This is a genomic window from Rhodoferax sp. (assembly GCF_030646845.1).
Taxonomy (GTDB): Bacteria; Pseudomonadota; Gammaproteobacteria; order Burkholderiales; family Burkholderiaceae_C; genus Rhodoferax.
In genome coordinates this window covers 1-24,696 of the sequence record NZ_JAUSLE010000074.1, presented here as the reverse complement: position 1 = coordinate 24,696, position 24,696 = coordinate 1, and the positions used below count along the sequence as shown (strand labels likewise).

Sequence of the window (24,696 nt, the reverse complement as noted above, 5' to 3'; positions counted from 1 at the left end):
GAAATCATGCGATACGTAGCCTCGAGCGAAACCCACGTCAACAATGTCCAAGACCCACCTCACGCTGTCGGCTGCGGCACTGAACAAGCAGCCAGTGCCTGCCTCACTGGGCAGAGACAATCTGCTCAGCATTTTTGAATCCGTCGTCGGCCCAGGTGCGTTTGTCTTTTCGTTGTGGGCACTGGCCTACTACTTCGAGGGTGAAATCTATCCGCCCTACCTGATTCTCTCTGTCATCGTGTTTGCCCTCACCTTTCCCGGTCAAGCACGGCTGCAATCCTCCATACCTGCACTGATTGCCGACATTGCCATTAACTGGGCCGGAGTCGCCGGCTTGCTGTTGATTACCGGCTTCGCTACCGGCTATCACCGGGAGTTCTCGAAACAGGCGCTGATCACCTGGCTGTGGCTGGCACCACTGACCGAGTTGGGCGCCTGCTTTGTGCTGCGCATCGCCGCACCAATGCTGCTCGAACTACAGGGCCCCCGGCAGCGCGCCATTATTGTGGGCATGAATGAGCAAGGCCTGGCGCTGGCTGAAAAAATCAAGAATTCGCCCTACGCCCGAATCGAGCTCACCGGCTTCGTCGACAGCCGCAGCGCCGACCGCCTCACTTCCCCCTCGCCACAGAGCCTGCTCGGCAAGCTGAGCGACTTGGCCAGCCTGGTACAGGCCAACCGCATCCAGCTAATTTACCTCTCGCTGCCAATGGCCTCGCAGCCGCGCATTCTGCAGGTTCTGGATGAACTCAAAGACACCACAGCGTCAATCTATTTTGTACCTGACATGTTCGTCACCGACCTGATCCAGGGCCAACCAGGCTCTGTTTGCGGCATGCCGATCATTTCCGTCTGCGACACACCATTCAAAGGTGCCAACGGTGCACTCAAACGCATCAGTGACATTGTTCTGTCACTGCTGATCCTTGTATTGATTTCTCCCTTGCTGCTCGTGATCGCGGTTGCAGTCAAGATGGACTCGCCCGGGCCCGTCATTTTCAAACAGCGCCGCTACGGGCAGGACGGTGAAGAAATACTGATCTACAAATTCCGCTCAATGACCGTCACCGAAGACGGCGGCACCATCAAGCAGGCGGAAAAAAATGACCAGCGCATTACCCGTCTGGGCGCGTTTTTACGGCGATCGTCACTCGATGAATTGCCGCAGTTTGTCAACGTGCTCCAGGGCCGAATGAGCATTGTGGGTCCGCGCCCCCATGCCGTTGCCCACAATGAACTCTATCGCAAGCTCATCAAGGGTTACATGGTGCGCCACAAGGTCAAGCCGGGCATCACCGGCTGGGCGCAGGTCAACGGTTATCGAGGCGAAACCAGAACACTGGACAAGATGCAGGGTCGCATTGACTTTGACCTCGATTACCTGCGCAACTGGTCGCTGCGGCTGGACATCCACATCATTCTCAAAACCATCCGACTGGTCCTGAAAGACCAGCAGGCGTACTGAACCATGCGGCGGCCCCCTCGCTCCTGGCTGACTTCGGCCCTGCTTACTGCGTTCAGCGCCGCGCCTGCATTGGCACAAGTTGAAGACACATTCAAGCTCAGTGCCGCCTACTCGCAGCAGACCGACAGCAACCTGTTCCGCCTGCCCGCTGATGCCAATGTCATGGCACTGATTGGAAAATCCAGCGCTGCGGAGCAGATCGGCATCACCTCGCTAGCCCTCAGCGTCAACAAGGCCTACAGCTTGCAGCGCTTCGAGTTGAACCTCAACCTGATTGACTACCAGTATCAGAATTTCAGTTATCTCAGCTTCGCCGCACACAACTACAACGCTGCCTGGCGCTGGGCACTGACCCCTCGCCTGCACGGCAACTTCACATCTGAGCGCAGGGAAACCCTCAATAGTTTTTCAGACTACCAGGGCTTCTCCGTACGCAACCAGCGTACCAACACCAGCACTCGCTTTGACGCCGAGTATGAGATCGACGGACCCTGGCGCCTGCTTGGGGGCCTATCGGAATCGGCCCAGACCAACCAGCAAGTGTTACTGGCAGAGGGTGACTCCAGCGCAACGTCGGCAGACATTGGCCTGCGGTATTCCTTCGCCTCGGGCAGCTCGATAAGCTACTCATTCAAGAATGCCAATGGCACTTACCTGAACCGGACGCCGTCCGCGACGGGGCTTTACGACCATGGCTTCAACCAGACCGACAACGCGCTGCGCTTGCATTGGGTCATCAGCGGCAACACTACAGCAGACGTCAGCACAGCCCATATCAAGCGCACGCACCCGCACTATGCCCAACGAGACTACAGCGGCAACAATGTCGCGGCCAGTCTCAACTGGACCATCACCGGAAAATCGACGCTGACAGCAGGCTGGGTGCGCGAGATATCAAGCTACCAGACTGCCAGCAGCAACTACTCTCAGACCGACCGCCTTTCAGTAGGTCCCAACTGGCAGGTCAGCCCCAAAGCAGTTGTTCGCCTGCGCCATGAAGTGGGCCAGCGCGACTATCTGGGGCCGCCCACAGGCCAGGCCGCAACCCGGCGCAGCGACACCACGCGCGATACCAGTCTGTCATTCGACTGGCAACCCTATCAGAGCCTCATCCTCAGCGCCTCGCTGCAAAACGCCTCACGCGTCTCCAACCTGGCCGGGCTTGACTACGACAGCAACATGGCCACTTTATCTGCTCAATTCACTTTCTGACTTCAACACATCATGACTTCATCAAAATCCCGTCTCGCGCTATCCGTTCTCGCCACCACTCTTGCATTGGGGCTCTCCGCCTGCGGCAAAAAGGACGACGAAAAAGTGGCCACCCAAGTGGCGGCCAGGGTGGGCTCTGAAGAGATATCGGTGCATCAGATCAACCAGGTGCTCAGCCGCACCAACACCGCGGGCGCCACGCCCCAGGCCGTGCAAACCATGAGCCGCGAAGTGCTGGAGAAACTCATCGACCAGCAGCTTGCCGTGGAGCAGGCCACTGAGTCCAAACTCAACCGCTCGCCCGAAGTTGTGTCGCAGCTCGAAGCCTCCCGCCGCGACATTCTGGCGCGTGCCTACATGCAGAAAATTGCCGCTGCCCTGAGCAAGCCAACCCCCGAAGAGATCAAGAAATACCACGTCGAACACCCCCAGCTGTTTTCAGAGCGCCGCGTTTTCAACGTCCAGGAAATCCTGGTTCCTGCAGCAGCAGGCGTCACCGAGCAGTTGCGTGACTTTGCCTCAGCCGGCAAATCGATGGAAGAAGCTGCGGCCTGGCTCAAGGGCAAAGACATCAAGTTTGGTGGCGGTAGCGCCACACGCGCCGCTGAGCAAATTCCTCTGGAACTGCTTGCGCAAATCCACACCCTGAAAGACGGCCAGAGCGTGGTGATTCAAGGGCCCCAAGCGGTCACCCTGTTGCGCGTGGCATCGTCGCAGCTATCACCCATTCCCGAGGCAGCCGCACTGCCCCGTATCGAGCAATTTTTGACCAACCAGCGGGCCAGCGAAGCCGTGGCCGCCAACATTAAGCAGCTGCGCAGCGCTGCCAAGATTGACTATATGGGTGAATTCGCCAAAGCCGAGGCTAGCCCCACCGCCGCAACACCCGCGGCCCCAACCACAGCGCAAGCGCCTGCCACCGATGGCAAAGCCACGACAGCGCTCGAAAAGGGTGTCGCCGGTCTCAAGTGACGCCGAAACGTTCCGCCTCCGAAAGCCTTTCATCCGTTTCCTATCTGGACCTCTCCAATGACACAGCGCTTGTTTCGTATTTCGCATTTTCTGCTGGCCACCGTTCTGGCCCTGGCGGGCCTGAGCGCGCAGGCACAGGCCCAGGCCAAGCCTGACTATCCACTGGGTGCAGGCGACGCCATTCGCGTGCAGGTGTTTCAAAACCCCGACCTCACCATTGAAACCCGGGTCTCCGAAAACGGCTCCATCACCTACCCGCTGATCGGCGCCGTTGATCTGGGTGGCATATCGATTGCTGCGGCTGAGAAGAAAATTGCCGACGCGCTGCAAAAAGGCGGCTTCATCCAGAAACCGCAAGTCAACATTGTGCTCACGCAGATCCGCGGCAACCAGGTAGCCGTACTGGGCCAGGTCAACCGCCCTGGCCGCTTTCCTCTGGAAACTGCCAACACACGGCTGAGCGACATGCTGGCCAACGCAGGCGGTGCCACACAGGGGGGTGACGACGTCGTCGTGGTCAGCGGTGTGCGCAACGGACAGCCGTTCCGAAAGCAGATCGACATTCCGTCCCTCTTCCTGTCTGAAAAGATACAGAACGACATCGTGCTGCAAGGTGGCGACAGCATCTATGTGCACCGTGCCCCGGTGTTCTATATCTACGGCGAGGCCCAGCGCCCCGGCTCGTTTCGCATTGAACGAAACATGACCGTCATGCAGGCCCTGGCACAAGGTGGCGGCCCCACCGCACGCGGCAGCGAAAAGCGCCTGCGCCTTCACCGCAAGACGACCGACGGCAGCATCCAGCAAATCGAACCCCAGTTGACTGACCCAGTGCTATCCGATGACGTTATTTACGTCAAAGAAAGCATTTTCTGATCCGGGCACTGACGCGAAAACCACAGCCATGACACTCCAACAATTCCTGCTCATCCTTCGCGCCCGCTACAAGGTCGCGCTGCTCACCCTGCTGCTGACGGTAGCCACCACCGTGGTGGTCAGCCTGCTGCTGCCCAGGCAATACACTGCTGGCGCTGCCGTGGTGGTGGACGTCAAATCCCCCGATGCCGTTAGCGGCCTCATGCTGCAGGGCATGATGGCACCCGGCTACATGGCCACACAAATCGACATCATCAACAGCGACCGCACGGCCAAAGCCGTGGTCAAGCTGCTGCGCATGGACCAAAGCCCCGCCATTCAGCAACAGTGGCAAGAGGCCACGCAAGGCAAGGGCCAAATGATCGATTGGCTGGCCAACCTGTTGCAGAAGAACCTGGATGTAAAGCCTTCGCGTGAGAGCAACGTCATCAGCATCAACTACACCGGCACCGACCCCGACTTTGCCGCCGATGTAGCCAATGCCTTTGCCCAGGCCTATATCAACGTCAACCTCGACCTCAGACTGGCCCCAGCCCGCCAGTACGCCGCTTTTTTTGACGAACAAACCAGGGCGGCACGCACCAAGCTGGAAAAAGCCCAGCAGGCCCTTTCTGCCTACCAGCAAAAAAATGGCATCACCTCGGCGGATGACCGGTTTGACTTTGAAAGCGCCAAACTCAACGAGACCTCCAGCCAGCTCACTGGAATACAGGGACAAACCACCGACAGCCAGAGCAAACGCCAAAACGCCAAGGCTGACACGGTGGCCGAGGTCATGCAGAGCCCGCTGGTCAACGGCCTGAAGGCCGACATTGCCCGGTTCGAAGCCAAGCTGACGGAGAGCAACATCAACCTGGGCAAAAACCACCCCCAAACCCTGCGCTCCGAAGCCGAACTGGCCACCCTCAAGGCCCAGCTCGAGGCCGAAACCCGCAAGATCACGAGCTCCATAGAGACCACCTACCAGGTCAGCAAACAGCGCGAGCAGCAGTTGCAAGGGGCCCTGGGCGCTCAAAAGGCCCGCGTGCTGGTGCTCAACAAACAGCGCGACGAACTCAACGTGCTGCGCCGCGATATTGAATCCGCCCAGCGCACCTTTGAAGCCATGAGCCAGCGTGCCTCTCAGTCCAGCATTGAGAGCCAGACCAACCAGACCAATATCGCGGTACTCAACCCGGCATCTGCACCTTCCGTCCACTCCAAGCCCAGGGTGTTGCTCAACATACTGGTCTCCATCTTTTTGGGAACCCTGCTCGGGGTCGGCGTGGCACTGATGCTGGAGCTCGCCAACCGCCGCGTGCGCTCGGCACAAGACCTGGTTGAAGCGCTTGACCTCCCTGTTCTGGGCGCCATCAGCTCGGCCGCAGGCATGCTCCAGCACGCCACACAAAACACATTGGCCAAGACTGCCACCACCGGGGCACACGCATGAACACCGTCACCAGCATCACGTCGCACCACGCTGCCGCCACGGGCGCGGCACGGTCCATTGGCGACATTCTGGTAGCCACTGGCCGTCTCAGCACCACAGACGCCGCGCGCATTCTGGAGCGCCAGCAACAAGGCAATCTTCAGTTTGGCGTCGCCGCAATTGCGCTGAAGGTGCTCACAAAGGAAGACATTGACTTTGCCCTGTCCAAGCAATTCGACTACGCCTACCTGTCTGCCCAGGACACCAGCCTCAGCCCCGAACTGGTGGCCGCGTACAAGCCCTTCAGCCGCGTCGGTGAAAACTTGCGCGCCGTACGCAGCCAGCTCCTGCTGCGCTGGTTCAACGGCGACCCCCTTCATAAAGCATTGGCTGTGGTGAGCACTGGCACTGGCGATGGCCGCAGCTTTGTTGCTGCCAACCTGGCCATTGTGTTTGCGCAGCAGGGCCAACGCACCTTGCTGATTGATGGCGATCTGCGCGCCACACCCGGGCATGGCCAGCATGCCCTGTTCAAGCTGGGCAAGGGCGCTGGCTTGTCGGGCATCCTGGCCGACCGCGCGGGCCTGGAGGCCGCCCAACAGGTACCGGGTCTGTCCGGCCTGGCCGTGCTGCCCGCAGGCGCCGTGCCACCCAACCCCCAGGAATTACTGGGCCGGCCCAGCTTTAGCCAGTTGTTGCTCACCGCCAGCGACCAGTTTGATGTGATCCTGATCGACACACCGAATGGAAGCGACTTCGCCGATGCGGAAATCATCGCATCCCGCGCAGGCGCTGCGCTGATGGTGGCCCGCAAAAACAAAAGCCTGGTGCCTCAGGCCGCCCTGCTGGCCCGCCGCCTGCAAGACAGTGGCGTGGCCCTGGTGGGCTCGGTGCTCAATGATGCTTGAACTATTGCCCGAACGGGTTCTTGAACAGCCTGTTTTCAAGACGCTCACGCCACAGCAGGGCAACGGCACCCAGCGCGGCCCCAAAGGCGTCTGCGGCCAGGTCGTCCCAACCCGCACTGCGGCCGGGAAGCCGCATTTGATGCAACTCGTCGAGAACACCCACGGTCAAGGCGCCGAAAAAAGCCAGTGCCGACGCGCGCCTACCCCGCAAGCCACTGGCATAGCCGATGGCCCCGGCCAGCACTGCAAACACGGCCGCGTGCACCAGCTTGTCCCACGGCGGGGGCACCAGACCAACGGCCACTGGCTGCGCACCGCCAATCAACAAGCCCAAAGGCAGGGCAATGGCGAGCAGCGCGGCTGCCAGCCTTAGCACGCGCTGCAAGTATCGAAAAGAGATTTTTGTGAACACCTACACTCCCAAAATTTACCGCGGCAAGCCTGTTCCTCACTGGCGCGCCGAACTGTTGACCTGGCTGCCGATCATTATCGGGCTGGCGGTGTTGTATGGGCCCAGCCTGTACGACCTCTTCACGGGTATTTGGAGTCAGGACGAACAAATGCACGGACCCATTGTGCTGGGCATATCCGTGTGGTTGCTGTACCGCAACTGGCCTGCCATGGAAGCAGCCAGCCAGTGGGCGCCCACCAGTCAATGGGGCTGGCCCATTCTTGTCTTTGGCTTGCTGTTGTACGTATTGGGCCGCTCGCAAGACATCGTCCTGTTTGAAATCGGGTCCGTTGTCTGGCTGCTGGTGGCTTTGCTGCTGCTGCAGCGTGGCACCGCAGCGCTCAAGGCCCAATGGTTTGCATTGTTTTTCATGCTGTTCATGGTGCCCCTGCCAGGTCCGGTAGTGGACACCGTCACCATGCCCATGAAAATGGCCGTCTCGTATGTAGCCGAGCACGTGCTGTATTGGGCGGGCTACCCCATTGGCCGCAACGGCGTGATTCTTCAAATTGGCCAATACATGCTGCTGGTGGCCGACGCCTGTGCCGGGCTGCACACACTGTTGACACTAGAGGCCCTTGGCTTGCTCTACTTGAACCTCATGCGGCATGACTCGTTTGTCAGAAACGTGGGACTGGCCGTCATGATCGTGCCGATTTCATTTACTGCCAACGTTATACGGGTTATGACGCTGACTTTGATCACCTTCTACTTTGGTGATGCAGCAGGCCAGGGCTTTTTGCACGGCTTTGCAGGAATGGTGCTATTCCTATCTGCATTGCTGCTAATCATTGGGGTAGATACGGTCCTTCAATATGCTGTCAAGCGGCAGCAAAAACCACTCATGGATAAGTGAATGTTTGCCATGAATCATTTAAAGTCTTTCGGCTTGTGCGCTTTGATGCTAGTCGCATCCTATGCCTCAGTTGCGCTCACCCCACAACATCGTTTGTCGGACACTGCGACACCAATTGATCTTGCCAGCGCAATTCCAGTCGCCTTTGGGGACTGGCTGGTCGATCCAAATGTCGCTCCAGTAAGACCATCCCCTGAGCAACAAGAAACGCTGGATCAAACCTACGACCAGATTGTCAGCAGGACTTACAAAAATTCTCAGGGCGCGCGGATCATGCTATCTGTGGCGTATGGATCGGCGCAAACCCGAAAAATGCGAGCCCATCGCCAAGAGGTATGTTATGCGGCACAGGGCTTTGAAATACAAGGGCTCCGGCAGGACAACATATTGGTCACCGGGACTGAGATACCCATGACCCGAATGGTGGCGGTACAGCGCTCTCGGGTTGAGCCTGTCACCTACTGGTTCACCATAGGCGATTCTCTGGTGCGCAGCTATCTTGATCGCCAGATTGTCCAATTGAAGTACGCATTTTCAGGCTTCGTGCCGGACGGCTACCTTTTTCGGGTATCGAGCCTTTCCTCAGACACTGACACTGCTTTCTCCGACCAGATTTCCTTTTCAAGCGAGTTGCTTCGGTCGATGGATCGCCGTCTGGCCGAAAAACTGATCGGCAAAGCACCCATCTAGCAACCGGACTGGCGGCCAGGCACCTGTCAAGACCTCTCATATCGAAAATTTTGTGCTGAATACAAGAAATAAAAATATGGCTAGTCTGATGAATTCTCCAGGCTTCATTGGAAACGCCATTCAGCGTTTGCCGCCCGCTCGCTGGATATTCCTGGCCATCGTCTGTTCACTCATGATCGTCATCCTGGGCATGGCAGTTCCCGTCTTGGGAATTTGGGTACCAGCCTTTGTCCTGGTTGTGATGATGCTGGCCTGGACTGCTCTAGATTTCCGCGTTGGTGCGGTTTTGGTCCTGATCCTCATACAGATATCGGGAACCGTATTTATCCCCAGAGAGCTGCTCGGAATTCAGGGCTTGAACCCAATCAATCTCCTCATTCTGGGCACCATCCTGAGCTACGTCATCAGCCATAGCGGTTCCAGAAGGCTCTCAATTCCGTGGACGCCCTCGTTGGTGTATTTCTATGTGTTGCCCTTCATGCTGGCAACGCTTGTTGGCATGACCAAGGTTCATCTGATCCCCGGAGCCTTCGAGACCATGAAACTCGTCAGTTTTACTTCGGGATTTGGATATTTCCGGGATCTATTCATCAAGCCGAGCTTTGCCATCCTGGCTGCGATGCTGATGGCTCTCGTCATTCAGGAGGCCCGTCAACCGTCCAGATACATCCACGTCATTTCAGCTGGTTGCGTACTGTTGTCGAGCGCCGTTCTTGGCGCATTCATTTATTCCGGCGCCTCCATCAGTCTGTTATCCAGCAGTGGCGCACGCGGTTTTTTGTCAGTTCTGGGCATGCACGCCAATGAAATCGGATTAGCCCTCAACCTGGGTTACTCCCTGCTCATATTCTCCTTGATTGGGCAAAAAGGCTTGTCTCGCGCGCTGATTTTTCTTGCGCTGATCGTCATTGCCATCGCGATCCTGATTACTTTTTCCCGGGCCGCGATCGCTGCTTTCCTCATCGTCAATATCATCTTCCTGGTCCGACGACGGCAGATCGGCACCATCATTGCGTTCGGAGTCATTGCCTTGATGGTTGGCCTGTTCTTCTTCGAACCCATCATGGAACGATTGGGAACCGGTGTTGACACGGCCAACCGGGCGCAGATATCGGCCGGGCGTCTCGACAAAATCTGGTTGCCACTTCTCGACGACTTTTCGGCTTCCTGGCTGTTCCCGCACGGCCCATCGGCCATCATGTGGTCGAAGCCCATGTTGAACGGATCGATTCTCTTCGTCGGTCACACACATAACGCCTATCTCGGACTTCTCTACGACTATGGAATCCTGCTTGGATTCCTGATTGCTGGGTTTCTGATCTACCTCTTCAGGCAGTTCATCCGCTTGTCCAGAGAAGATAGCGATCCTGGACTGCGCCACCTGTTCGAAGGTGCAGCCGTCGCGATGGTGGTCCTTGCGGTACAGGGGATCAGCGATGACCGCTTCACGCCCACCGTCGCACAAACACCGCTTTGGTGCGCGGTCGGAATTTTGATCGGACGAGGTGGTTTGAAGAAGATTGCCGAGTCAAAGTCTGCTGCCATGCGTTTCAACGCCAATCGACTGAGCCAGCCAAAATGAGCAAAATTTGTCTGGTTAACTACTTCATGTGGCCGGTGTTAAGCGGCAACACCGTCGCCGGTGTCAGCACGGGTGGCGAAGAAGTCCAGCACTCTCTATTGGCCAAAGCGCTCAGCGAATCGGGTGCTGATGTTTCAGTGGTCACTGGTGATTTCGGCCAAATTGACGGCAGTACGCACCACGACATCAAACTCTTCAAAACTTTCAAGATGTCGTCGGGGTTGCCGGGCGTTCGAATGCTCTATCCCCGGCTCACCCATTTAATGCGTGCACTTAAAAGAGCCGATGCGGACGTGTATTACGTCAGCTGTGCCGGCCCGATTGTTGGATACGTCGCGGCTTTCTGCAAACTGTTTGGGAAGCGCTTTGTCTTTCGCGCCGCCATTGATGCCGATTGCGAGTTGCGGCCCCTCTACCTGCACCACCGACATGAGCTACCGCTTTACCGCTTTGGATTGCGAAATACACAGACACGTCTCGTCCAGTCAGAGAAGCAACGCGCCAGCCTGACGCAAAACTACGGGCTTGACAGCCAGATCGCTGGAATGCTGGTCGATTGGCCGGAAACAGTGCCGCCCATTGACGAGCGCCCAATCGATGTCCTGTGGCTCGCAAACCTCAAACCCGCCAAGCGTCCGGACTGGATTCCCCCGGTTTGCGATCTTTTGCCTGACTTTGCCATCCAGATTGCTGGCGGGAAGGACCACCATCGGCCCGATCTCTATGACTTGGTCAGCGACTACGCGGCTGACCATCCGAATGTCGAATTCCATGGTGCTGTTCCCTATACACAGTCGATTCGCTTATTCGACCAGACCAAGGTCTTCATCAATACGTCGGAGTTCGAAGGCTTTCCAAATACCTACCTGCAATCCTGGGCACGAGGTATTCCTGTCGTCGCCACTTATGACCCCGACGGCCTGATTCAGAAACGAGGCCTCGGCGTTGCGGTCTCCACGCCTGCGGAACTGGCCCATGTCGTGCGTCGTTTGCTATCTTCCCCCAGCGAGTGGCTTGAATGCAGCCAGCGCTGCATTCAGTTCATGGAAGAGCGTTACCGCAACGATATCGTCCTGCAACCCTACCGTCAGGCATTTGGTTTGCCACGCAGTGATTCCTGGAACCGCTCAGCGTGAAACTTGGAAGCACATTCCTCCTTTCATCCGTCGCCAATATGGTCCGGATCCTTTCCGGCCTGGTAACAACAAAGGTCATGGCGGTGCAATTGGGCCCATCAGGCGTCGCACTCCTTGGACAGTTCAGCAACTTTCACGGACTCTTGTGTGTACTCTCGACTTGCGCTACCTCACAAGGCATGACTCGTCTCAGCGCCGAGAACCCGGTCGGTTCAAAGCCCTTCGCGTCAGCGATCAGCACGGGACTGAAAATAGGACTGACAAGTGCAGCGGCAATCGGGCTCCTGACGCTCTTGCTCGCCTCTCCACTCGCCAGCCTGCTGCTACAAAGCGCCGATTATTGGCCTTACATCACACTGGCTGGCGCGACACTCGTATTTCACAGTGCATCTATTGTCATTCTCACGATCCTCAACGGCCAGCACGACCCCGCAACCTACACCCGTATCAGCATTGCCCAGGGTCTTGTAGCCTCGGCCTTTTCCATCGGCGGAGCACTGCTGGCAGGCCTCAAAGGCGTGTTCTCGGGCATGGCGTTGTCCATTCCGTTCTCGCTGTTCATCGGCATATTGATGGTCCGGCATAAAGACTGGTTTCGCGCTTCCAACTTCACCAGCGCCTACTCCCCGGCGGTCGCAAAACAGTTTGTAAATTTTGGACTCATGTCGGTTGCCACGGCCGTTTCAACGCCGATCGCCCTCCTCTTCGTTCGTGACATGCTTATCAACGCCACCAGCCTCGAAACGGCAGGGCAATGGCAAGCCGTCTGGCGAATTTCTGAAATCTACCTTGGCATTCTCGTCACCACCATTGGGCTCTACCTCTTACCCAAGCTCGCCCGCGCGACGGCCAAGGCCAGCTACATTGCCGAGCTCAAACGCACTGCTCTCCTGGTAGTGGCACTGTGCGCCTGTGTGTCAGCCGTGCTCCTGCTCGGCAGCCATTGGGTTGTTCGTTTGCTCTACTCGCCGGCCTTTGATCCCATGCAGGCTCTCTTTCCACTGCAACTTGTTGGTGATTTTTTCAAAGCTCTGGCACTAGTTCTGAACACGGTCTTGATCGTTCGTGTTCAAGTAAAACAGCAAATGTTTGGCGAACTTTTCTTTGCAGGGCTGTTTGTCCTGACTTCAATGGTGTTGATCAAGGACACGGGCACAACTGGCCTCCAACTCGCCTACGCGGGCTCCCAGTTCTGTTGGGCCGGCTACCTATTGGTTTGCGTGATGCGCACCCTCCAAGAAATGCCCGAAAAAGCAGAGGTGTCCGGATGACGCACCCTTACCCTGTCAAACATGGCACGGCGTCCGATTTGCATATCGCTACATCAGGAATCCCAATGAAAACCCCGCGCGTCAGCATCATCATGCCGGCCTACAACACGGCCCCATTCATTCGCGCAGCGATAGACAGCGTGTTGCGCCAGACCTATCAAGACTTCGAACTGGTCGTCGTGGACGATTGCTCGCCCGACGACTGCAGCGCCATCTGCCGCAGTTACAGCGACAGCCGAGTCCGACTTGTTTCTCTGCCCAAAAACAGCGGCCTGGCAGAGGCACGCAATGCGGGTATAGCAGTGGCACGCGGGCAATTTATCGGATTCCTGGACTCTGACGATGTCGCGGTGCCGGAGCGCATAGCACTGCAGATTTTGTATTTCGATAGCCATCCAGACTGCATCCTGCTCGGTGGCGGCTATCGACGCATGCACGCCGACGGTGAACTACTCCCCGGACAAAGCCTGTTCCCGCTGCCGGTCCGTGCCATTCGACCGTTGCTGTTGCTCAGGAACAATTTCAATGCATCCACAGTCATGCTTCGCCGGTCCGCCCTGCCTACCGGCGGGTTCCGCACGATGTTTGCAGAGGACTACGACTTCATCACCCGTATAGCGGCCAACTCGACCGGAGAATTCGCCAATCTGCAGAAGGTGCTTGCCTATTACCGTATCAACCCCGGCAGCCTGAGCAACACGACACGCCGGGTTGCTGTGCGCGACGCACTGTGGGCCATCCAGCAGCCGATGCTTGGCCGGCTTGGCCTGCGGGCTAGCAAGGAAGAGCGCGAGGCGCACCAGATCATTAGCTTTGCTGCTTACGACGGTATCGATTTTGGGATGCTCCAGCGGGTGAACGACTGGTTAAAAAGACTGATTGAGGCAAATACCCGTACCAAGGTATATGACGATCACGCATTTCGCGTCGCACTGGGTGACGCCTGGTTCCGGCTCTGCTATGCCAGCTCCGGCGCAGGCAGCCGGGTAATCCGAAGCTACCTGGCAGGTTGTGTTCACGGTGTGCGCAAAGACACCCGCCTGGAACATCTGCGCTTTTTCGTCAAGGCGTTGCTGGGCCGTGCCCACGCGTCCCAGGGAAAAATGAAGTTGGGCGTGAAATGAACCAAGAAGACAACATGCGCATACTGTTCATTGCCGACCACCTCAAATTCGGTGGCGCCGAACGTCATTTGGTGGCCGTTGCCACCGGGTTGGCGGCACTCGGGAACGAAGTGGCGGTCGCTTACATGAAGCCCCACGACGAACTCGTGAGCGAATTGACTGAAGGTGGCGTCACGAAGGTCATCTGCTGCAACTCGCGCGGCGGCATTGATCTGGCAGCCATTCGCCGCCTGGCCCTGCTGATTCAAAACTTCCGTCCCACCCTCTTGGTCGCCACGTCGCAGTATTCGCTCATGCTGACGGTGCTGGCCCGGTTTTGGACCCGACGTCACACGCCCTTGCTGTTCGTCTGCCACAGCATGGAACATGTCCAGCGCGCGCGCAGTGATCGCATTCGCTTTGCGGTGTATCGCCAGTTTTATCGGAGGGCCGAACATGTTGTCTTCGTCAGCGCCCTGCAACGCACCTACTTTCAGGAACTCGGTGTTCACCCGCGCAACGACGAGGTCATTCACAATGGCATCGATCTCGACCGCTTCTCAGCCGCCACGGTGGCGTCTGCAAGTTGCGAGCTGCGCCGCACGCTGGGTTTTACCGACAGCGATCTGGTCGTCGGCATGTGTGCTGGCTTCCGTGAAGAAAAGCGCCAGGTAGACCTGCTCGAGGCCCTGGGCCGACTGCGCGACAGTGGTTTTCCGGCCAAGGCGCTGCTGGTTGGTGATGGCGTCATGCGGGGACAGATCGAAGCCCGCCGCGATGCGCTTGGTCTGCAGGATGCCGTGGTGCTGTGCGGCTTCCAGCAGGATGTGCGGCCCTATGTCGCCGCCTGTGACGTGATGGCCCTCACCTCGCACGCAGAAACCTTCCCGATCGCCACGCTGGAGTACATGGCGCTCGGCAAGCCACTGGTGGCCAGCAATGTCGGCGGGCTCAGCGAGCAGGTAAACGATGGCCACAACGGCCTGCTCTACCCCGCTGGTGATATCGATGCCCTGGTTAACTGCCTCAAGCAGTTGTCCGACAGTGCCGTGCGCCAATCATTTGGCCGCATCGCCCGCCAGCATGTCGTCGCGCGCTTCTCGCTACCGGCCATGATCGAGCGATTCCGCGCAACGTGTCTCTCGCTTGCTACACAGGGGAGGCAACCATGACCATTTGGCGTATTTCAGATCGACTTCACCGGTGGCGTGTTCCTGTATTGCCGCAACTCTGCTACGTCTTCAACCGAATTGTCTTTTCCACTGTCGTTCCACCTGGCGCACGGATCGGCAAGGAGGTGTTGTTGGGCTACAAAGGACTTGGCATCGTCATTCATCGCAGAGCCGTTATCGGCAATCGCGTCAATATTGGTGCGAATGTCACGATCGGTGGGCGGGGCGAACATCATGGAGTTCCCGTGATAGGGGAAGACGTGATGATAGGCACAGGCGCCAAGATTCTTGGGCCCGTAGATATTGGCAAAGGTGCGCGCATTGGTGCCAATGCCGTGGTGCTGTGTGATGTGCCGCCGGGTGCTACGGCCGTAGGAATCCCCGCAAGAATTCGTGACGGCTCAGAGAATCCTTCAAATAGATCCGAAGTAGACCCCGGGAGCTCATTCCATGCCAATTGAAGACCTCATCCATCCGTTTTTGAAACATTACACCGCTGCTCCCCAGTGGGTAAAAAGCACGCTGGGCGGCGCTTACGCGCGCATTCCAGCCGGTTTGCGCTACGGCGCGAAGTACGCTGAATTCATGGCAGAAATTGAAAGCAGTGCCGATGTGCCCTGGCTACGCCAACGTGCCGATGAAAAACTCATGGCAACCTTGCGTTGGGCTGCTTCAACCGTACCGGCTTCTTCTCCCCTGGCCGTGGCAAGCAAACGTGATCGCTCACCGGATGAACTGCTAGCCGAGTTTCCTCTATTGCCCAAGGAGGATATCAAGGCAGATACCAGCCGCTATATCTCCCGGGCGATGGGCGCTAAAACTCATTTGCTGACCCATACCGGTGGGTCGACCTCGGTGCCGATGAAGCTTTACCTTGAAAAGTACGTTTCACGCTCCAAGGATTTTGCCTACAACGGCACGTTTGACACCATCGCGGGCATTCGAACGGGTGACACGATTCTCGCGCTACGCGGACGCACAGTGCCCGGCGCGGACAAGCCGGGCGGACCAATCTGGATGTTCGACCCGATCAAGAGCTACCTTCATCTGAGCTCGGACCATCTGGAGGCTGAGCACATGCCTCGCTACGTCGAGGCGGCACGGCAATGGAAACCCACGTTTATCCACGCTTTCCCGTCTGCTCTGGTGCCATTGGCAAAGTGGTTGCAGGCCAACCCGGCGCCTGACATTACCGAACGCATCCGGTGTGTTCAGCTGTTCTCGGAAAACATTTATGACTATCAGGTTGAATTGATCCGTGAGGTCTTTGGGTGCCCGGTTTTACTGGACTACGGACATTCCGAGCGAGCTGTTAAAGCAATTTCGACTCCAGGTGATCCTCGCTATTTCTTCTGGCCGCTCTACGGCAAGGTCGAATTGATTGACTTCGATGGTCGGCCGATTACCCAACCCGGGGTGCTCGGAGAGATTGTCGGTACCGGTTTCGACAACAAGGTCATGCCGTTGATCCGTTATCGGACGGGCGACCTGGCCATGTGGAGCAGTGCGCCAAACCTGGTGCGCCCGGGCTTCCCGGTCGTAGACAGGATTGAGGGGCGTTTGCAGGAGTTCCTGGTGTGCAGCGACCATCGACTGGTGTCTATCTGCACAATCGGTGCCGCGCATTTTGAGGAACTGGCCAGTGCAGACCGGATGCAATTTGAACAAACGGCGCCTGGTCGTGCTGTGCTCAAGGTATTGTCCGAAAACGACCTCTCTTCGCGTGCCAAAGAGGCACTCGCAGCGGGCATCCGTGCCAAGACTCAAGGCGGGCTGGAGATCGAGGTTGTGCGCGTGGACGAGATCGCCCGTACCGTCTCCGGCAAACACAAGCTCCTGGTGCAAAAGCTGGACCTTTCCAACTACCTTGGCGCCGCCCACCTCGACACCGAGGAGCAAGCAGCATAGTGAAAGCGGTCGTGATGATCGGGCCGTGCCCGGATGCAAAAGGCGGTATGGCTTCTGTGGTGGCCGTCTATCGTGCCAACGGCCTGTTCGCATCCGGTGACTGCCGTTATCTGACGACGGCGACGGAGGGCCACGGTCTGCGCAAACTTGTGGTTGCTGCATCTTCGCTTTTGCGGTTTTTCGCTTTGTTGCTGGCCGGCAGAGTGGCCTTGCTTCATGTGCATGGTGCATCCCATGGGAGTTTCTGGCGAAAATTCGCCTTCATGCGCCTGGCCCGGTTGTTCTCCGTGCCGGTGATTTTTCACCTGCATGGCGGAGAGTTCCGCCAGTTTGTTGACCAGCGCCTGGGCTCGGCAGCTAGACAACGGGTTGTCGATACGCTGGCTGCGTGTCGCCTGATTTACTGCCTGAACGAAGAAGTCGGCGACTGGCTGCACACGCTGGTTCCTGGTGCCCTTGTGCAGGTGATGCCCAATCCGATAGATCTGCGCGCCGGCGCCGCAAGCCATGCGAAGCGGGCGCCCTGCGTACTCTTCCTCGGGCGACTGGAGCGGGGGAAAGGGGTTTTCGATCTTGTTAAGGCGGTCGCAGCCATTGCCCATCAGGTGCCGGGAATCCGGCTGACCTTGTGCGGAACCGGTTCAGCCAGGTGCGACATAGAGCAGCTGGCAATTCAGAATGGCATCGGCGATCTGGTGGACTTCCCCGGCTGGGTAGACGATGAAGTTAAGGCTGATTTGCTGCGCCGGGCCGGCGTGTTCGTTCTGCCTTCCTACGCCGAGGGGATGCCCATGGCAGTACTGGAAGCGATGGCAGCACGTACGCCAGTGGTGGCCAGTCGGGTCGGCGCCGTTGCGAACATGCTGGAAGACGGCGCAAGTGGTTTCATCGTCGAGCCGGGGAACGTCGCCATGCTGGGTGACGCGATTCTGGCCGCCCTGACGGACGGCAAGACGACCCACCTGATGACCGAACGCGCCGCAGTGCGGGTTCGCACCCTGTATGCGGCGGACGTGGTCATTGAGCGGCTGCGCCAGCGTTATTCCGAGCTTTCAGCGTGACCGCCTGGCTGCGGCTCCTGCTGGCTTTTTGCTTGCTGGCAAAAGTCATTTCAGCCACTGCCGCCGAGCCGGATTTCAGCCCCGCTGCACTGACGGCCGCGCTTGCTGCTGTCAAGCAAGGGCCCCCAATGGGCCACCCGCGCTTATTCAAGGGTCAGGCGGATTTCGCCGGTATCGTTGCCGCCGCATCGAGCGAGCGCGCTCCCGGCATGAAAGCATTGGAAGACTTCTTGCATCGCACTTCGGTGAGAAGCACGGACACGTCGTTCCTGAGAAAAGCCCCGGGAACCGAAAACATTGCCAGCCTGAGCAACTGGTTCAAGCAGGAGCGCGCCCTGGAGGGTATGGCCGAGTCGGCGCTGGCGTGGTATCTGACACGGGACGCCTGGTATCTGGATGAGCTCAGAGCGCGGGCAGCCATTTTTTCGCCGCAAATCATGAGCAGCCGATGCAAGGGAGAGCCCACGCAAACGCGGGCCTACGCGTGGTACTTTGCGCTGGCTTACGACTTTGCCTTCACTGCACTGGCCCAGGATGAGAGAACACGCTTCACGGACATCATCAAGGCTTGCGCCAATGCCTCGCTCAATTCGATAGTCAAGGATGTCGTTGCCAACCCGCGAAACGGTGTCGCTTTTCATTCACTGGGCAAGTTCGTCGGCGCCCTGCTGATCGTTTTAGGGGACATGCCAGAAGCCCATGACTGGCTGATGCCTGCGCTGCAAACCTATGCTGCCAACCTGAGCCCTTGGGGCGGCATCGATGGGGGCTATTCCAACGGCACGAGCTATGCGCACTGGGATAGCGGCGAATCGCTGCTGATCTGGGATCTGCTGGAACGGGTGTTGGCGGTGCCGATCTATCAGAAGCCCTGGCTTGCGGAGTTGCCCCGCTTTATCGCCTATACCTTGCCCCCGGGTACGCCGGCAGGGGTTTTCGGCGATGGGGCCGAGATCAACCGCAAGGAGGAGTGGGCACGTTTCGGCAAGGCACTGATGAGCCGTTACGACATGCCACTCGCACGCTGGTACGAGAAACAACTTTTTGGCGACGATCCTTCGCGGCTGCATGCCCTGCTCAGTCCTCGCTTGCCGGCAGGGGCCGCTGTGTGGCCCTTCGGCGAACCAGACAGCAGATTGTTCCCGTCGGTCGGGTGGGCGGCCCTGCACAGTTCGATGGCAGACCGCTCGCGAGTCTCGGTGTACTTCAAGAGCAGCCCCTTTGGATCACTTAACCATTCACACGCCGACCAGAACAGCTTCGTGGTGTATGCCCATGGTCGGGTGCTGGCCATGGATAGCGGCTATTACGACTACTACAACTCGCCTCATTGGCGCAATTGGTATAAGCAGACCCGCGCCCACAACGCCATTACCTTCGATGGTGGCAAGGGGCAAAACCTGGGTGAAAATGGACTTGGAACGAACGCCTACTCTGGCAAGATTACCCAATTTTTAGCAACATCCGAATACGACATCGTTGCTGGCGATGCCACAAGCGCGTATGGCGGCCAGGCTTCCATAGCCAAGCGAACACTGGTTTTTTTCAAGCCGGCAACACTGGTGGTGATTGATCAGCTGGCTAGCACCACGCCCAGACAGTGGGAGTGGAATCTGCACACGACAGCGCCACTAACACTGAAAGGCCAGGGCTACAAACTCGCCCTGGACGGAGCGGAGATGTGCGCGCAGGTTAGCGCACCGGAGCTGCTTTCCATGCAGGCCGAGTCCGGCTATATACCCATGCCACAGATAAGCACGCCTGTTGGCCCCCATTACGGAAACCGCTTCTCCTACCGGACCCCGAACGTTTCTGGCCTGTTTGTTTCTGTGCTCCGAATGGATTGCTCCACCGTGGGGCCCGCCCTTGATTTTGGTGCGGGCGAAACGAGGGTGAATGTTGGATTTCGGACGGTTGTCATAACGACCGACAACGTCGTTGTGAAGTAGTCATCTACATCAGAACCTCCCAACGGATATCCAAATCGCGAACGTTTGACATATACGTTTGGTATAAGTTTTTAACTTGTTCAGGAATGAGATATGCCTTTGATTTATCTGGTCGCCGGCGCGCGCCCCAACTTCATGAAGATCGCCCCGATCGTGCGTGCATTGCAGGCGCATGGGGGCCTGACCTTCAAGATCATCCATACCGGCCAGCATTACGACCGCGAGATGAACGATGTCTTTTTTGAAGAGCTGGGGATTCCAGAGCCCGATGTTTTCATGGCGGCCGGCGGTGGCAGCCACTCGCAGCAAACAGCCAGGATCATGATTGCGTTTGAAGAGCTTTGCCAGGACCAGAAGCCCGATGCGGTACTGGTGGTAGGCGATGTCAATTCGACGTTGGCCTGCTCAATTGTCGCGAAGAAGCTGAACATTCCGGTGGCACATGTTGAGGCCGGTTTGCGTAGCGGCGACATGAGCATGCCGGAGGAAATCAACCGGCTGGTCACCGACAGCATTTCAGATTGGTTCTTTGTGACGGAGCCAAGTGCGGTTGCGCATCTGCAGCGTGAGGGCAAGGCGGACTCGGCAATTCATTATGTCGGGCATGTCATGGTGGACAACGCGCTCTTTCAGGCGGAGAAACTGACCCGCACCGATACATCCGGTTTTGAAACGAGCGCCTTCAAGGCGGCGAATACGGCCAACGGTGCACGCTATGGCGTCATCACGCTGCACCGACCAAGCAATGTGGACAGCGGAGAAATGATGGCGCGCATTGGCGGCGCGCTGAAGGACATCGCGGCCGATTTGCCCTTGATCTTCCCCGTCCACCCGCGTACGCGGGGCAACCTGGAAAAGTTTGGCATCGATCTGGGGCCGAATGTCACACTGGTGGGACCGCAGGCCTACATGGCCTTTCTCAATTTGTGGAAAGACGCTGCGATGGTGCTGACCGACAGCGGTGGCCTGCAGGAAGAGACCACCGCGCTTGGGGTGCCGTGCATCACGATACGAGAGAACACCGAGCGCCCGGTCACTGTAGAAGAAGGCACCAATGTGTTGGCGGGCACTGACCCGGCGCGCATCGTTGCCGAGGCGCACAAGGTACTGCGTGGTGAAGGCAAACTGGGCCGTCGCCCTCACTTGTGGGACGGCATGGCCGCAGAGCGGATTGTTGCGGTGCTGGCAAGGGAGCTGTCATGAACAAAAGAAACCGCATCGAGATGATGGGGTGCCAGATCGACAACCTGACGATGGAAGAGACACTGCAGACTGTTGAGGGGTTTATCAAGTCAGGTCAGCCGCACCAGCACGTGGTGGTTAACGTGGACAAGCTGGTCAAGGCCAGCCGCGACCCGAAGTTGCGCAGCATCATCAACGAGTGTGCGCTGATCAATGTGGATGGGATGCCGGTGGTGTGGGCCTCGCGTCTCGTCGGCAAGCGGCTGAAGGAGCGAGTGGCGGGCGTTGATCTGTTCGAGTCGCTGATGCGACGCTCCGCAGACAAAGGCTGGCGCGTTTTTCTGCTGGGTGCGCGAGAGGAAGTGGTCGCCGGGGTGAAGACGACTTACGAGAAGAAGTACCCCGGCCTGGTGGTGGCGGGCTACCGCAATGGCTACTGGAGGCCGGAGGAGGAAGCTGGTGTGGTCGAACAGATCAAGGTGGCAAAAGCCGACCTTCTGTTTGTGGCGATCAGCTCGCCCAAGAAGGAACATTTTCTCGCCCGTTATCAGGAAGAAATGAAAATCCCGTTCGCCATGGGTGTCGGTGGCACATTCGACGTCGCCGTTGGCAAGGTCAAGCGTGCGCCGGTGTGGATGCAAAACGCCGGGCTGGAATGGTTCTACCGCTTCCTGCAGGAGCCACGTCGCATGTTCAAGCGCTATTTTGTCGATGACATGGCTTTCTTTTGGCTGCTGTTGAAGGAAGTGGCGCGCCGCTAGGCGTGGGCCCACGAGCATGCGACCCCAATTTTTTGCTTTAAGGTTTTCCCCATGACTTCTGTTGTCGCTGTTATCGGCCTGGGTTACGTCGGCCTGCCACTGGTTGTCGAGTTCGGCAAGCAATCGCGCACCATCGGTTTCGACATCGCAACCAACAAGGTGGAATCGTGCAAGCGAGGGATTGATCCTTCGCGCGAGTTGGCGGATGAGGAAATGCGCGCCGCAGTGCATGCCGAATACTCGACCAACCCGACAATTCTGGGCGAAGCCGACATCATCATCGTCGCGGTGCCGACACCTGTGGACGAGGCGCATATCCCGGACTTCGCGCCGCTCATTGGCGCGAGCAAGAGCGCTGGGCAAAACATGAAGAAGGGCGCCATCGTGGTGTATGAATCCACGGTGTACCCGGGTGCCACTGAAGAGGTGTGCGTCCCGGTGCTGGAGCGTGAATCGGGCTTGAAATGGAAAGAGGACTTCTTCATCGGCTATTCGCCGGAGCGCATCAACCCGGGCGACCGCGAGCACACGCTGACGAAGATTCTCAAGGTGGTCTCGGGCGATACGCCGGAGACTCTGGAGAAAGTGGCTACGCTGTACGAGCGCATCGTCCAGCCCGGGGTGCATCGGGCGTCCTCGATCAAGGCGGCGGAGGCAGCGAAGGTCATCGAGAATACGCAGCGCGATCTGAACATCGCGTTGATGAACGAACTGGCGATCATCTTTGACAAGATTGGCCTGGATACGTCTGAAGTTCTAAAGGCAGCCGGCACCAAGTGGAATTTCCTCAAGTTCAGCCCGGGCCTGGTGGGCGGGCATTGCATTGGTGTCGATCCGTACTACCTTACGCACAAGGCCGAAATGATCGGTTATCACCCGCAGGTCATCCTTGCCGGGCGGCGCATCAATGACGGTATGGCCAAGTTCATTGCGGAACAGACCATCAAGAACATGATCGCCTCTGGCAGCTATGTGAAAGGAGCGCGCGTCAACGTGCTGGGCCTGACCTTCAAGGAGAACTGCGGTGATTTGCGCAACTCCAAGGTGGCGGATGTGATCAGCGAGTTACAGAGCTACGGCGTCGAGGTGTTCGTGCATGATCCTTATGCCGATGCGGTAGACGCCATGCATGAATATGGGGTGCGCCTCTGCCTCTGGGACGAGTTGCCTCGCGCCGATGCGATCGTGGCCGCTGTGTCGCACCATCAATTCACTGCAAGGCCGGTTGAAGATTTCCAGAAAAAATTGATCAAGGGCGGATGTTTTATTGATGTCAAGGCCTGCTTTGACAGGGCTGTTCTGGAGGATGCAGGGATCAGGGTTTGGCGGCTGTGATTTGCGATGTCCCTGATGGTGGCGCTCTGTGTCGAACCCTGGCAATTTTCCACGCGGAGGCTATTTTGCTATTAAAACAGAAGCTGCTCACGCAATATCCACGGGGGCTAGAGGTCTAAATGACTAAATTCTTTGTCGTGCCGGATGATGTTGCTGCCACAGTACCCAAGCTTGAGCACCGGGGCCTGGGCGCGCAGGTATTGCAGGCTGGCTTGGGCAAGGTTGCTGCCATTTTCTATCTGGGTCCCTTGTCTATGGGCGTGCCCTGTTCCCCGCTGGCCGCAGCGCCGGCGCGCGGTGGGGTGCCGGTGCTGTTCCCCCAGTTTGCGGACAGGGGGCTGTTGCCCAAGCATGGTTTTGTGCGCACGGCGCGTTGGAATTTGGTGGAGGAGCAGGTGTTGCAGGACGCACACACGCTGCGCTATGGTCTGAGCATTCAGCCAGATGACTATCCTGCCTGGCCACATGCCTGCGAATTGAATCTGATCGTGGAGGCCAAGCCTGATGCGCTGGTTTTTGCGCTGCAGGTGCGTAATTCAGGGGCTGACCCTTTCAATTGGACCGGTGGCCTGCATCCCTATTTCTCTGTGCCCGATCTGCTGACCTGCAGTGCCTTGGGTCTTGAAGGTTTGGGGGTTCAAGACCGCTACGACGCGCATCTGCAAATCGAGTCGCAAGGAAAGCTGCGATGGACTCCATTCCCCTTTGAACGACTGTATGACGCCTGCCCACCTGTAATCCTTGATATGGGCAACTATTCACTTCTACTCAGCGCCAGCGGTTTTGACCAATGGATGATCTGGAACCCGGGCGAATCGGGAGCTGGCGCTTTGGCAGATCTGCCGGCTGGCGACTGGCGGCGGTTTGTGTGCGTGGAGCCGGTGCGTGTGGACAGACCCGTCGTGCTTGCGCCCGGGGAAACCTTTGACGGGCATTTGCGCATCCAGATAACCGAACGCGACAGACATTAATGGCACATCACAAATGAGAGGCAAATTCCCATGATCTTCGTCACTGGCGGTGCCGGGTATATCGGCACGCACACCTGCGTCGAGTTGCTCAATGCGGGGCATGACGTCACCGTGTTCGACAACTTCTGCAACAGCCAGCCCGAAGCGCTGGCGCGGGTGGAGCGCATTACCGGCAAAAAACCTGCCCTTGTGCAGGGCGACATTCGTGATTCGGCGGCACTGGTCGCCGTCCTGCGCCACAGCGGCGCCACCGCCGTGGTCCATTTCGCCGGTCTCAAAGCGGTGGGCGAGTCCGTGCAAAAGCCGCTGGCCTATTACGACAACAACGTGGTGGGTACGGTGAGGCTGCTGGAGGCAATGATTGCCTGCGACGTGAAGACGCTGGTGTTCAGCTCGTCTGCCACCGTCTATGGCGACCCGCAGC

Annotated in this window: 23 protein-coding genes; 22 read left to right on the top strand and 1 reads right to left on the bottom strand. The window is 58.1% G+C overall.

The window, feature by feature from the left end:
* Positions 1–43 precede the first annotated feature (43 nt).
* The 6 genes from Q7T10_RS18530 to epsG are packed head-to-tail and all read left to right on the top strand — an operon-like array spanning position 44 to position 6,844.
* Positions 44–1,465 carry an undecaprenyl-phosphate glucose phosphotransferase gene (locus Q7T10_RS18530; RefSeq protein WP_304751057.1) on the top strand — a complete coding sequence of 474 codons (1,422 nt, stop codon included), beginning with the start codon at positions 44–46 and terminating at the stop codon, positions 1,463–1,465.
* A 3-nt stretch (positions 1,466–1,468) separates the two neighbouring features.
* Positions 1,469–2,677, top strand: coding sequence for an XrtB/PEP-CTERM-associated polysaccharide biosynthesis outer membrane protein EpsL (gene epsL / locus Q7T10_RS18525; protein ID WP_304751056.1), 1,209 nt, complete (start codon positions 1,469–1,471; stop codon positions 2,675–2,677).
* Positions 2,678–2,689: 12 nt separating this feature from the next.
* Entirely contained in the window at positions 2,690–3,649 is a 960-nt protein-coding gene (locus Q7T10_RS18520; protein WP_304751055.1) for an EpsD family peptidyl-prolyl cis-trans isomerase, read from the top strand.
* Between the two features lie 57 nt (positions 3,650–3,706).
* Positions 3,707–4,525 carry a polysaccharide export protein EpsE gene (gene epsE / locus Q7T10_RS18515; RefSeq protein WP_304751054.1) on the top strand — a complete coding sequence of 273 codons (819 nt, stop codon included), beginning with the start codon at positions 3,707–3,709 and terminating at the stop codon, positions 4,523–4,525.
* A 28-nt stretch (positions 4,526–4,553) separates the two neighbouring features.
* On the top strand, positions 4,554–5,957 hold the full coding sequence (gene epsF, locus Q7T10_RS18510; RefSeq protein WP_304751053.1) for a chain length determinant protein EpsF: 1,404 nt from the start codon (positions 4,554–4,556) through the stop codon (positions 5,955–5,957).
* Positions 5,954–6,844 (top strand): chain length determinant protein tyrosine kinase EpsG, encoded by an 891-nt coding sequence (gene epsG, locus Q7T10_RS18505; RefSeq protein WP_304751051.1) that lies wholly within the window; start codon positions 5,954–5,956, stop codon positions 6,842–6,844. The genes epsF and epsG overlap by 4 nt, the downstream gene beginning before the upstream one ends.
* 1 nt (position 6,845) lies before the next feature.
* On the opposite strand, the gene Q7T10_RS18500 is transcribed toward epsG, so the two are convergent.
* Positions 6,846–7,256, bottom strand: coding sequence for a VanZ family protein (locus tag Q7T10_RS18500; protein WP_304751049.1), 411 nt, complete (start codon positions 7,254–7,256; stop codon positions 6,846–6,848).
* Here Q7T10_RS18500 and xrtB point away from each other — a divergent pair.
* From xrtB to Q7T10_RS18420, 16 genes are all read left to right on the top strand, one after another.
* Positions 7,249–8,151, top strand: a complete 903-nt coding sequence (gene xrtB, locus Q7T10_RS18495) for an exosortase B (protein ID WP_304751048.1) — start codon at positions 7,249–7,251, stop codon at positions 8,149–8,151. The genes Q7T10_RS18500 and xrtB overlap by 8 nt on opposite strands.
* Entirely contained in the window at positions 8,152–8,841 is a 690-nt protein-coding gene (gene epsI, locus Q7T10_RS18490) for an exosortase-associated protein EpsI, B-type (protein WP_304751047.1), read from the top strand.
* A gap of 76 nt (positions 8,842–8,917) precedes the next feature.
* Positions 8,918–10,423 (top strand): O-antigen ligase, encoded by a 1,506-nt coding sequence (locus Q7T10_RS18485; protein WP_304751046.1) that lies wholly within the window; start codon positions 8,918–8,920, stop codon positions 10,421–10,423.
* A complete protein-coding gene (locus Q7T10_RS18480; protein ID WP_304751044.1) occupies positions 10,420–11,559 on the top strand; it encodes a glycosyltransferase family 4 protein in 1,140 nt (379 codons plus the stop codon). The genes Q7T10_RS18485 and Q7T10_RS18480 overlap by 4 nt, the downstream gene beginning before the upstream one ends.
* Positions 11,556–12,830, top strand: coding sequence for an O-antigen translocase (locus Q7T10_RS18475; protein ID WP_304751043.1), 1,275 nt, complete (start codon positions 11,556–11,558; stop codon positions 12,828–12,830). The genes Q7T10_RS18480 and Q7T10_RS18475 overlap by 4 nt, the downstream gene beginning before the upstream one ends.
* A 65-nt stretch (positions 12,831–12,895) precedes the next feature.
* Positions 12,896–13,954 carry a glycosyltransferase family 2 protein gene (locus Q7T10_RS18470; RefSeq protein ID WP_304751042.1) on the top strand — a complete coding sequence of 353 codons (1,059 nt, stop codon included), beginning with the start codon at positions 12,896–12,898 and terminating at the stop codon, positions 13,952–13,954.
* Positions 13,951–15,105, top strand: coding sequence for a glycosyltransferase family 4 protein (locus Q7T10_RS18465; RefSeq protein WP_304751041.1), 1,155 nt, complete (start codon positions 13,951–13,953; stop codon positions 15,103–15,105). Before Q7T10_RS18470 ends, Q7T10_RS18465 begins: the two co-directional genes overlap by 4 nt.
* On the top strand, positions 15,102–15,566 hold the full coding sequence (locus tag Q7T10_RS18460; protein WP_304751039.1) for a serine O-acetyltransferase: 465 nt from the start codon (positions 15,102–15,104) through the stop codon (positions 15,564–15,566). The genes Q7T10_RS18465 and Q7T10_RS18460 overlap by 4 nt, the downstream gene beginning before the upstream one ends.
* Positions 15,556–17,013 carry a hypothetical protein gene (locus tag Q7T10_RS18455; protein ID WP_304751037.1) on the top strand — a complete coding sequence of 486 codons (1,458 nt, stop codon included), beginning with the start codon at positions 15,556–15,558 and terminating at the stop codon, positions 17,011–17,013. Before Q7T10_RS18460 ends, Q7T10_RS18455 begins: the two co-directional genes overlap by 11 nt.
* 47 nt (positions 17,014–17,060) lie before the next feature.
* Positions 17,061–18,074: a glycosyltransferase family 4 protein gene (locus Q7T10_RS18450; protein WP_304751035.1), complete on the top strand. Its 1,014-nt coding sequence runs from the start codon at positions 17,061–17,063 to the stop codon at positions 18,072–18,074.
* Positions 18,071–20,023 (top strand): heparinase II/III family protein, encoded by a 1,953-nt coding sequence (locus Q7T10_RS18445; RefSeq protein WP_304751033.1) that lies wholly within the window; start codon positions 18,071–18,073, stop codon positions 20,021–20,023. Before Q7T10_RS18450 ends, Q7T10_RS18445 begins: the two co-directional genes overlap by 4 nt.
* A 93-nt stretch (positions 20,024–20,116) precedes the next feature.
* A complete protein-coding gene (gene wecB, locus Q7T10_RS18440) occupies positions 20,117–21,226 on the top strand; it encodes a non-hydrolyzing UDP-N-acetylglucosamine 2-epimerase (protein WP_304751031.1) in 1,110 nt (369 codons plus the stop codon).
* A complete protein-coding gene (locus tag Q7T10_RS18435) occupies positions 21,223–21,966 on the top strand; it encodes a WecB/TagA/CpsF family glycosyltransferase (protein ID WP_304751029.1) in 744 nt (247 codons plus the stop codon). The genes wecB and Q7T10_RS18435 overlap by 4 nt, the downstream gene beginning before the upstream one ends.
* 51 nt (positions 21,967–22,017) lie before the next feature.
* Positions 22,018–23,301 carry a nucleotide sugar dehydrogenase gene (locus Q7T10_RS18430; protein ID WP_304751028.1) on the top strand — a complete coding sequence of 428 codons (1,284 nt, stop codon included), beginning with the start codon at positions 22,018–22,020 and terminating at the stop codon, positions 23,299–23,301.
* Between the two features lie 119 nt (positions 23,302–23,420).
* Complete coding sequence (locus tag Q7T10_RS18425; RefSeq protein ID WP_304751027.1) at positions 23,421–24,272, top strand: D-hexose-6-phosphate mutarotase; 852 nt, start codon at positions 23,421–23,423, stop codon at positions 24,270–24,272.
* A 30-nt stretch (positions 24,273–24,302) separates the two neighbouring features.
* On the top strand, positions 24,303–24,696 hold a 394-nt coding region (locus tag Q7T10_RS18420), incomplete at its 3' end, for an SDR family NAD(P)-dependent oxidoreductase (protein WP_304751025.1).

What these genes read in the sequence shown, in the direction of transcription:
- Q7T10_RS18425 (WP_304751027.1), top strand. Translation starts at nt 23,421, where the DNA reads ATGACTAAATTCTTTGTCGTGCCGGATGATGTTGCTGCCACAGTACCC.
- Q7T10_RS18435 (WP_304751029.1), top strand. Translation starts at nt 21,223, where the DNA reads ATGAACAAAAGAAACCGCATCGAGATGATGGGGTGCCAGATCGACAAC.
- epsF (WP_304751053.1), top strand. Translation starts at nt 4,554, where the DNA reads ATGACACTCCAACAATTCCTGCTCATCCTTCGCGCCCGCTACAAGGTC.
- epsI (WP_304751047.1), top strand. Translation starts at nt 8,152, where the DNA reads ATGTTTGCCATGAATCATTTAAAGTCTTTCGGCTTGTGCGCTTTGATG.
- epsE (WP_304751054.1), top strand. Translation starts at nt 3,707, where the DNA reads ATGACACAGCGCTTGTTTCGTATTTCGCATTTTCTGCTGGCCACCGTT.
- Q7T10_RS18530 (WP_304751057.1), top strand. Translation starts at nt 44, where the DNA reads ATGTCCAAGACCCACCTCACGCTGTCGGCTGCGGCACTGAACAAGCAG.
- Q7T10_RS18480 (WP_304751044.1), top strand. Translation starts at nt 10,420, where the DNA reads ATGAGCAAAATTTGTCTGGTTAACTACTTCATGTGGCCGGTGTTAAGC.
- Q7T10_RS18455 (WP_304751037.1), top strand. Translation starts at nt 15,556, where the DNA reads ATGCCAATTGAAGACCTCATCCATCCGTTTTTGAAACATTACACCGCT.
- Q7T10_RS18520 (WP_304751055.1), top strand. Translation starts at nt 2,690, where the DNA reads ATGACTTCATCAAAATCCCGTCTCGCGCTATCCGTTCTCGCCACCACT.
- Q7T10_RS18430 (WP_304751028.1), top strand. Translation starts at nt 22,018, where the DNA reads ATGACTTCTGTTGTCGCTGTTATCGGCCTGGGTTACGTCGGCCTGCCA.
- wecB (WP_304751031.1), top strand. Translation starts at nt 20,117, where the DNA reads ATGCCTTTGATTTATCTGGTCGCCGGCGCGCGCCCCAACTTCATGAAG.
- Q7T10_RS18465 (WP_304751041.1), top strand. Translation starts at nt 13,951, where the DNA reads ATGAACCAAGAAGACAACATGCGCATACTGTTCATTGCCGACCACCTC.
- epsL (WP_304751056.1), top strand. Translation starts at nt 1,469, where the DNA reads ATGCGGCGGCCCCCTCGCTCCTGGCTGACTTCGGCCCTGCTTACTGCG.
- Q7T10_RS18485 (WP_304751046.1), top strand. Translation starts at nt 8,918, where the DNA reads ATGGCTAGTCTGATGAATTCTCCAGGCTTCATTGGAAACGCCATTCAG.
- Q7T10_RS18450 (WP_304751035.1), top strand. Translation starts at nt 17,061, where the DNA reads ATGGCTTCTGTGGTGGCCGTCTATCGTGCCAACGGCCTGTTCGCATCC.
- Q7T10_RS18470 (WP_304751042.1), top strand. Translation starts at nt 12,896, where the DNA reads ATGAAAACCCCGCGCGTCAGCATCATCATGCCGGCCTACAACACGGCC.
- Q7T10_RS18460 (WP_304751039.1), top strand. Translation starts at nt 15,102, where the DNA reads ATGACCATTTGGCGTATTTCAGATCGACTTCACCGGTGGCGTGTTCCT.
- epsG (WP_304751051.1), top strand. Translation starts at nt 5,954, where the DNA reads ATGAACACCGTCACCAGCATCACGTCGCACCACGCTGCCGCCACGGGC.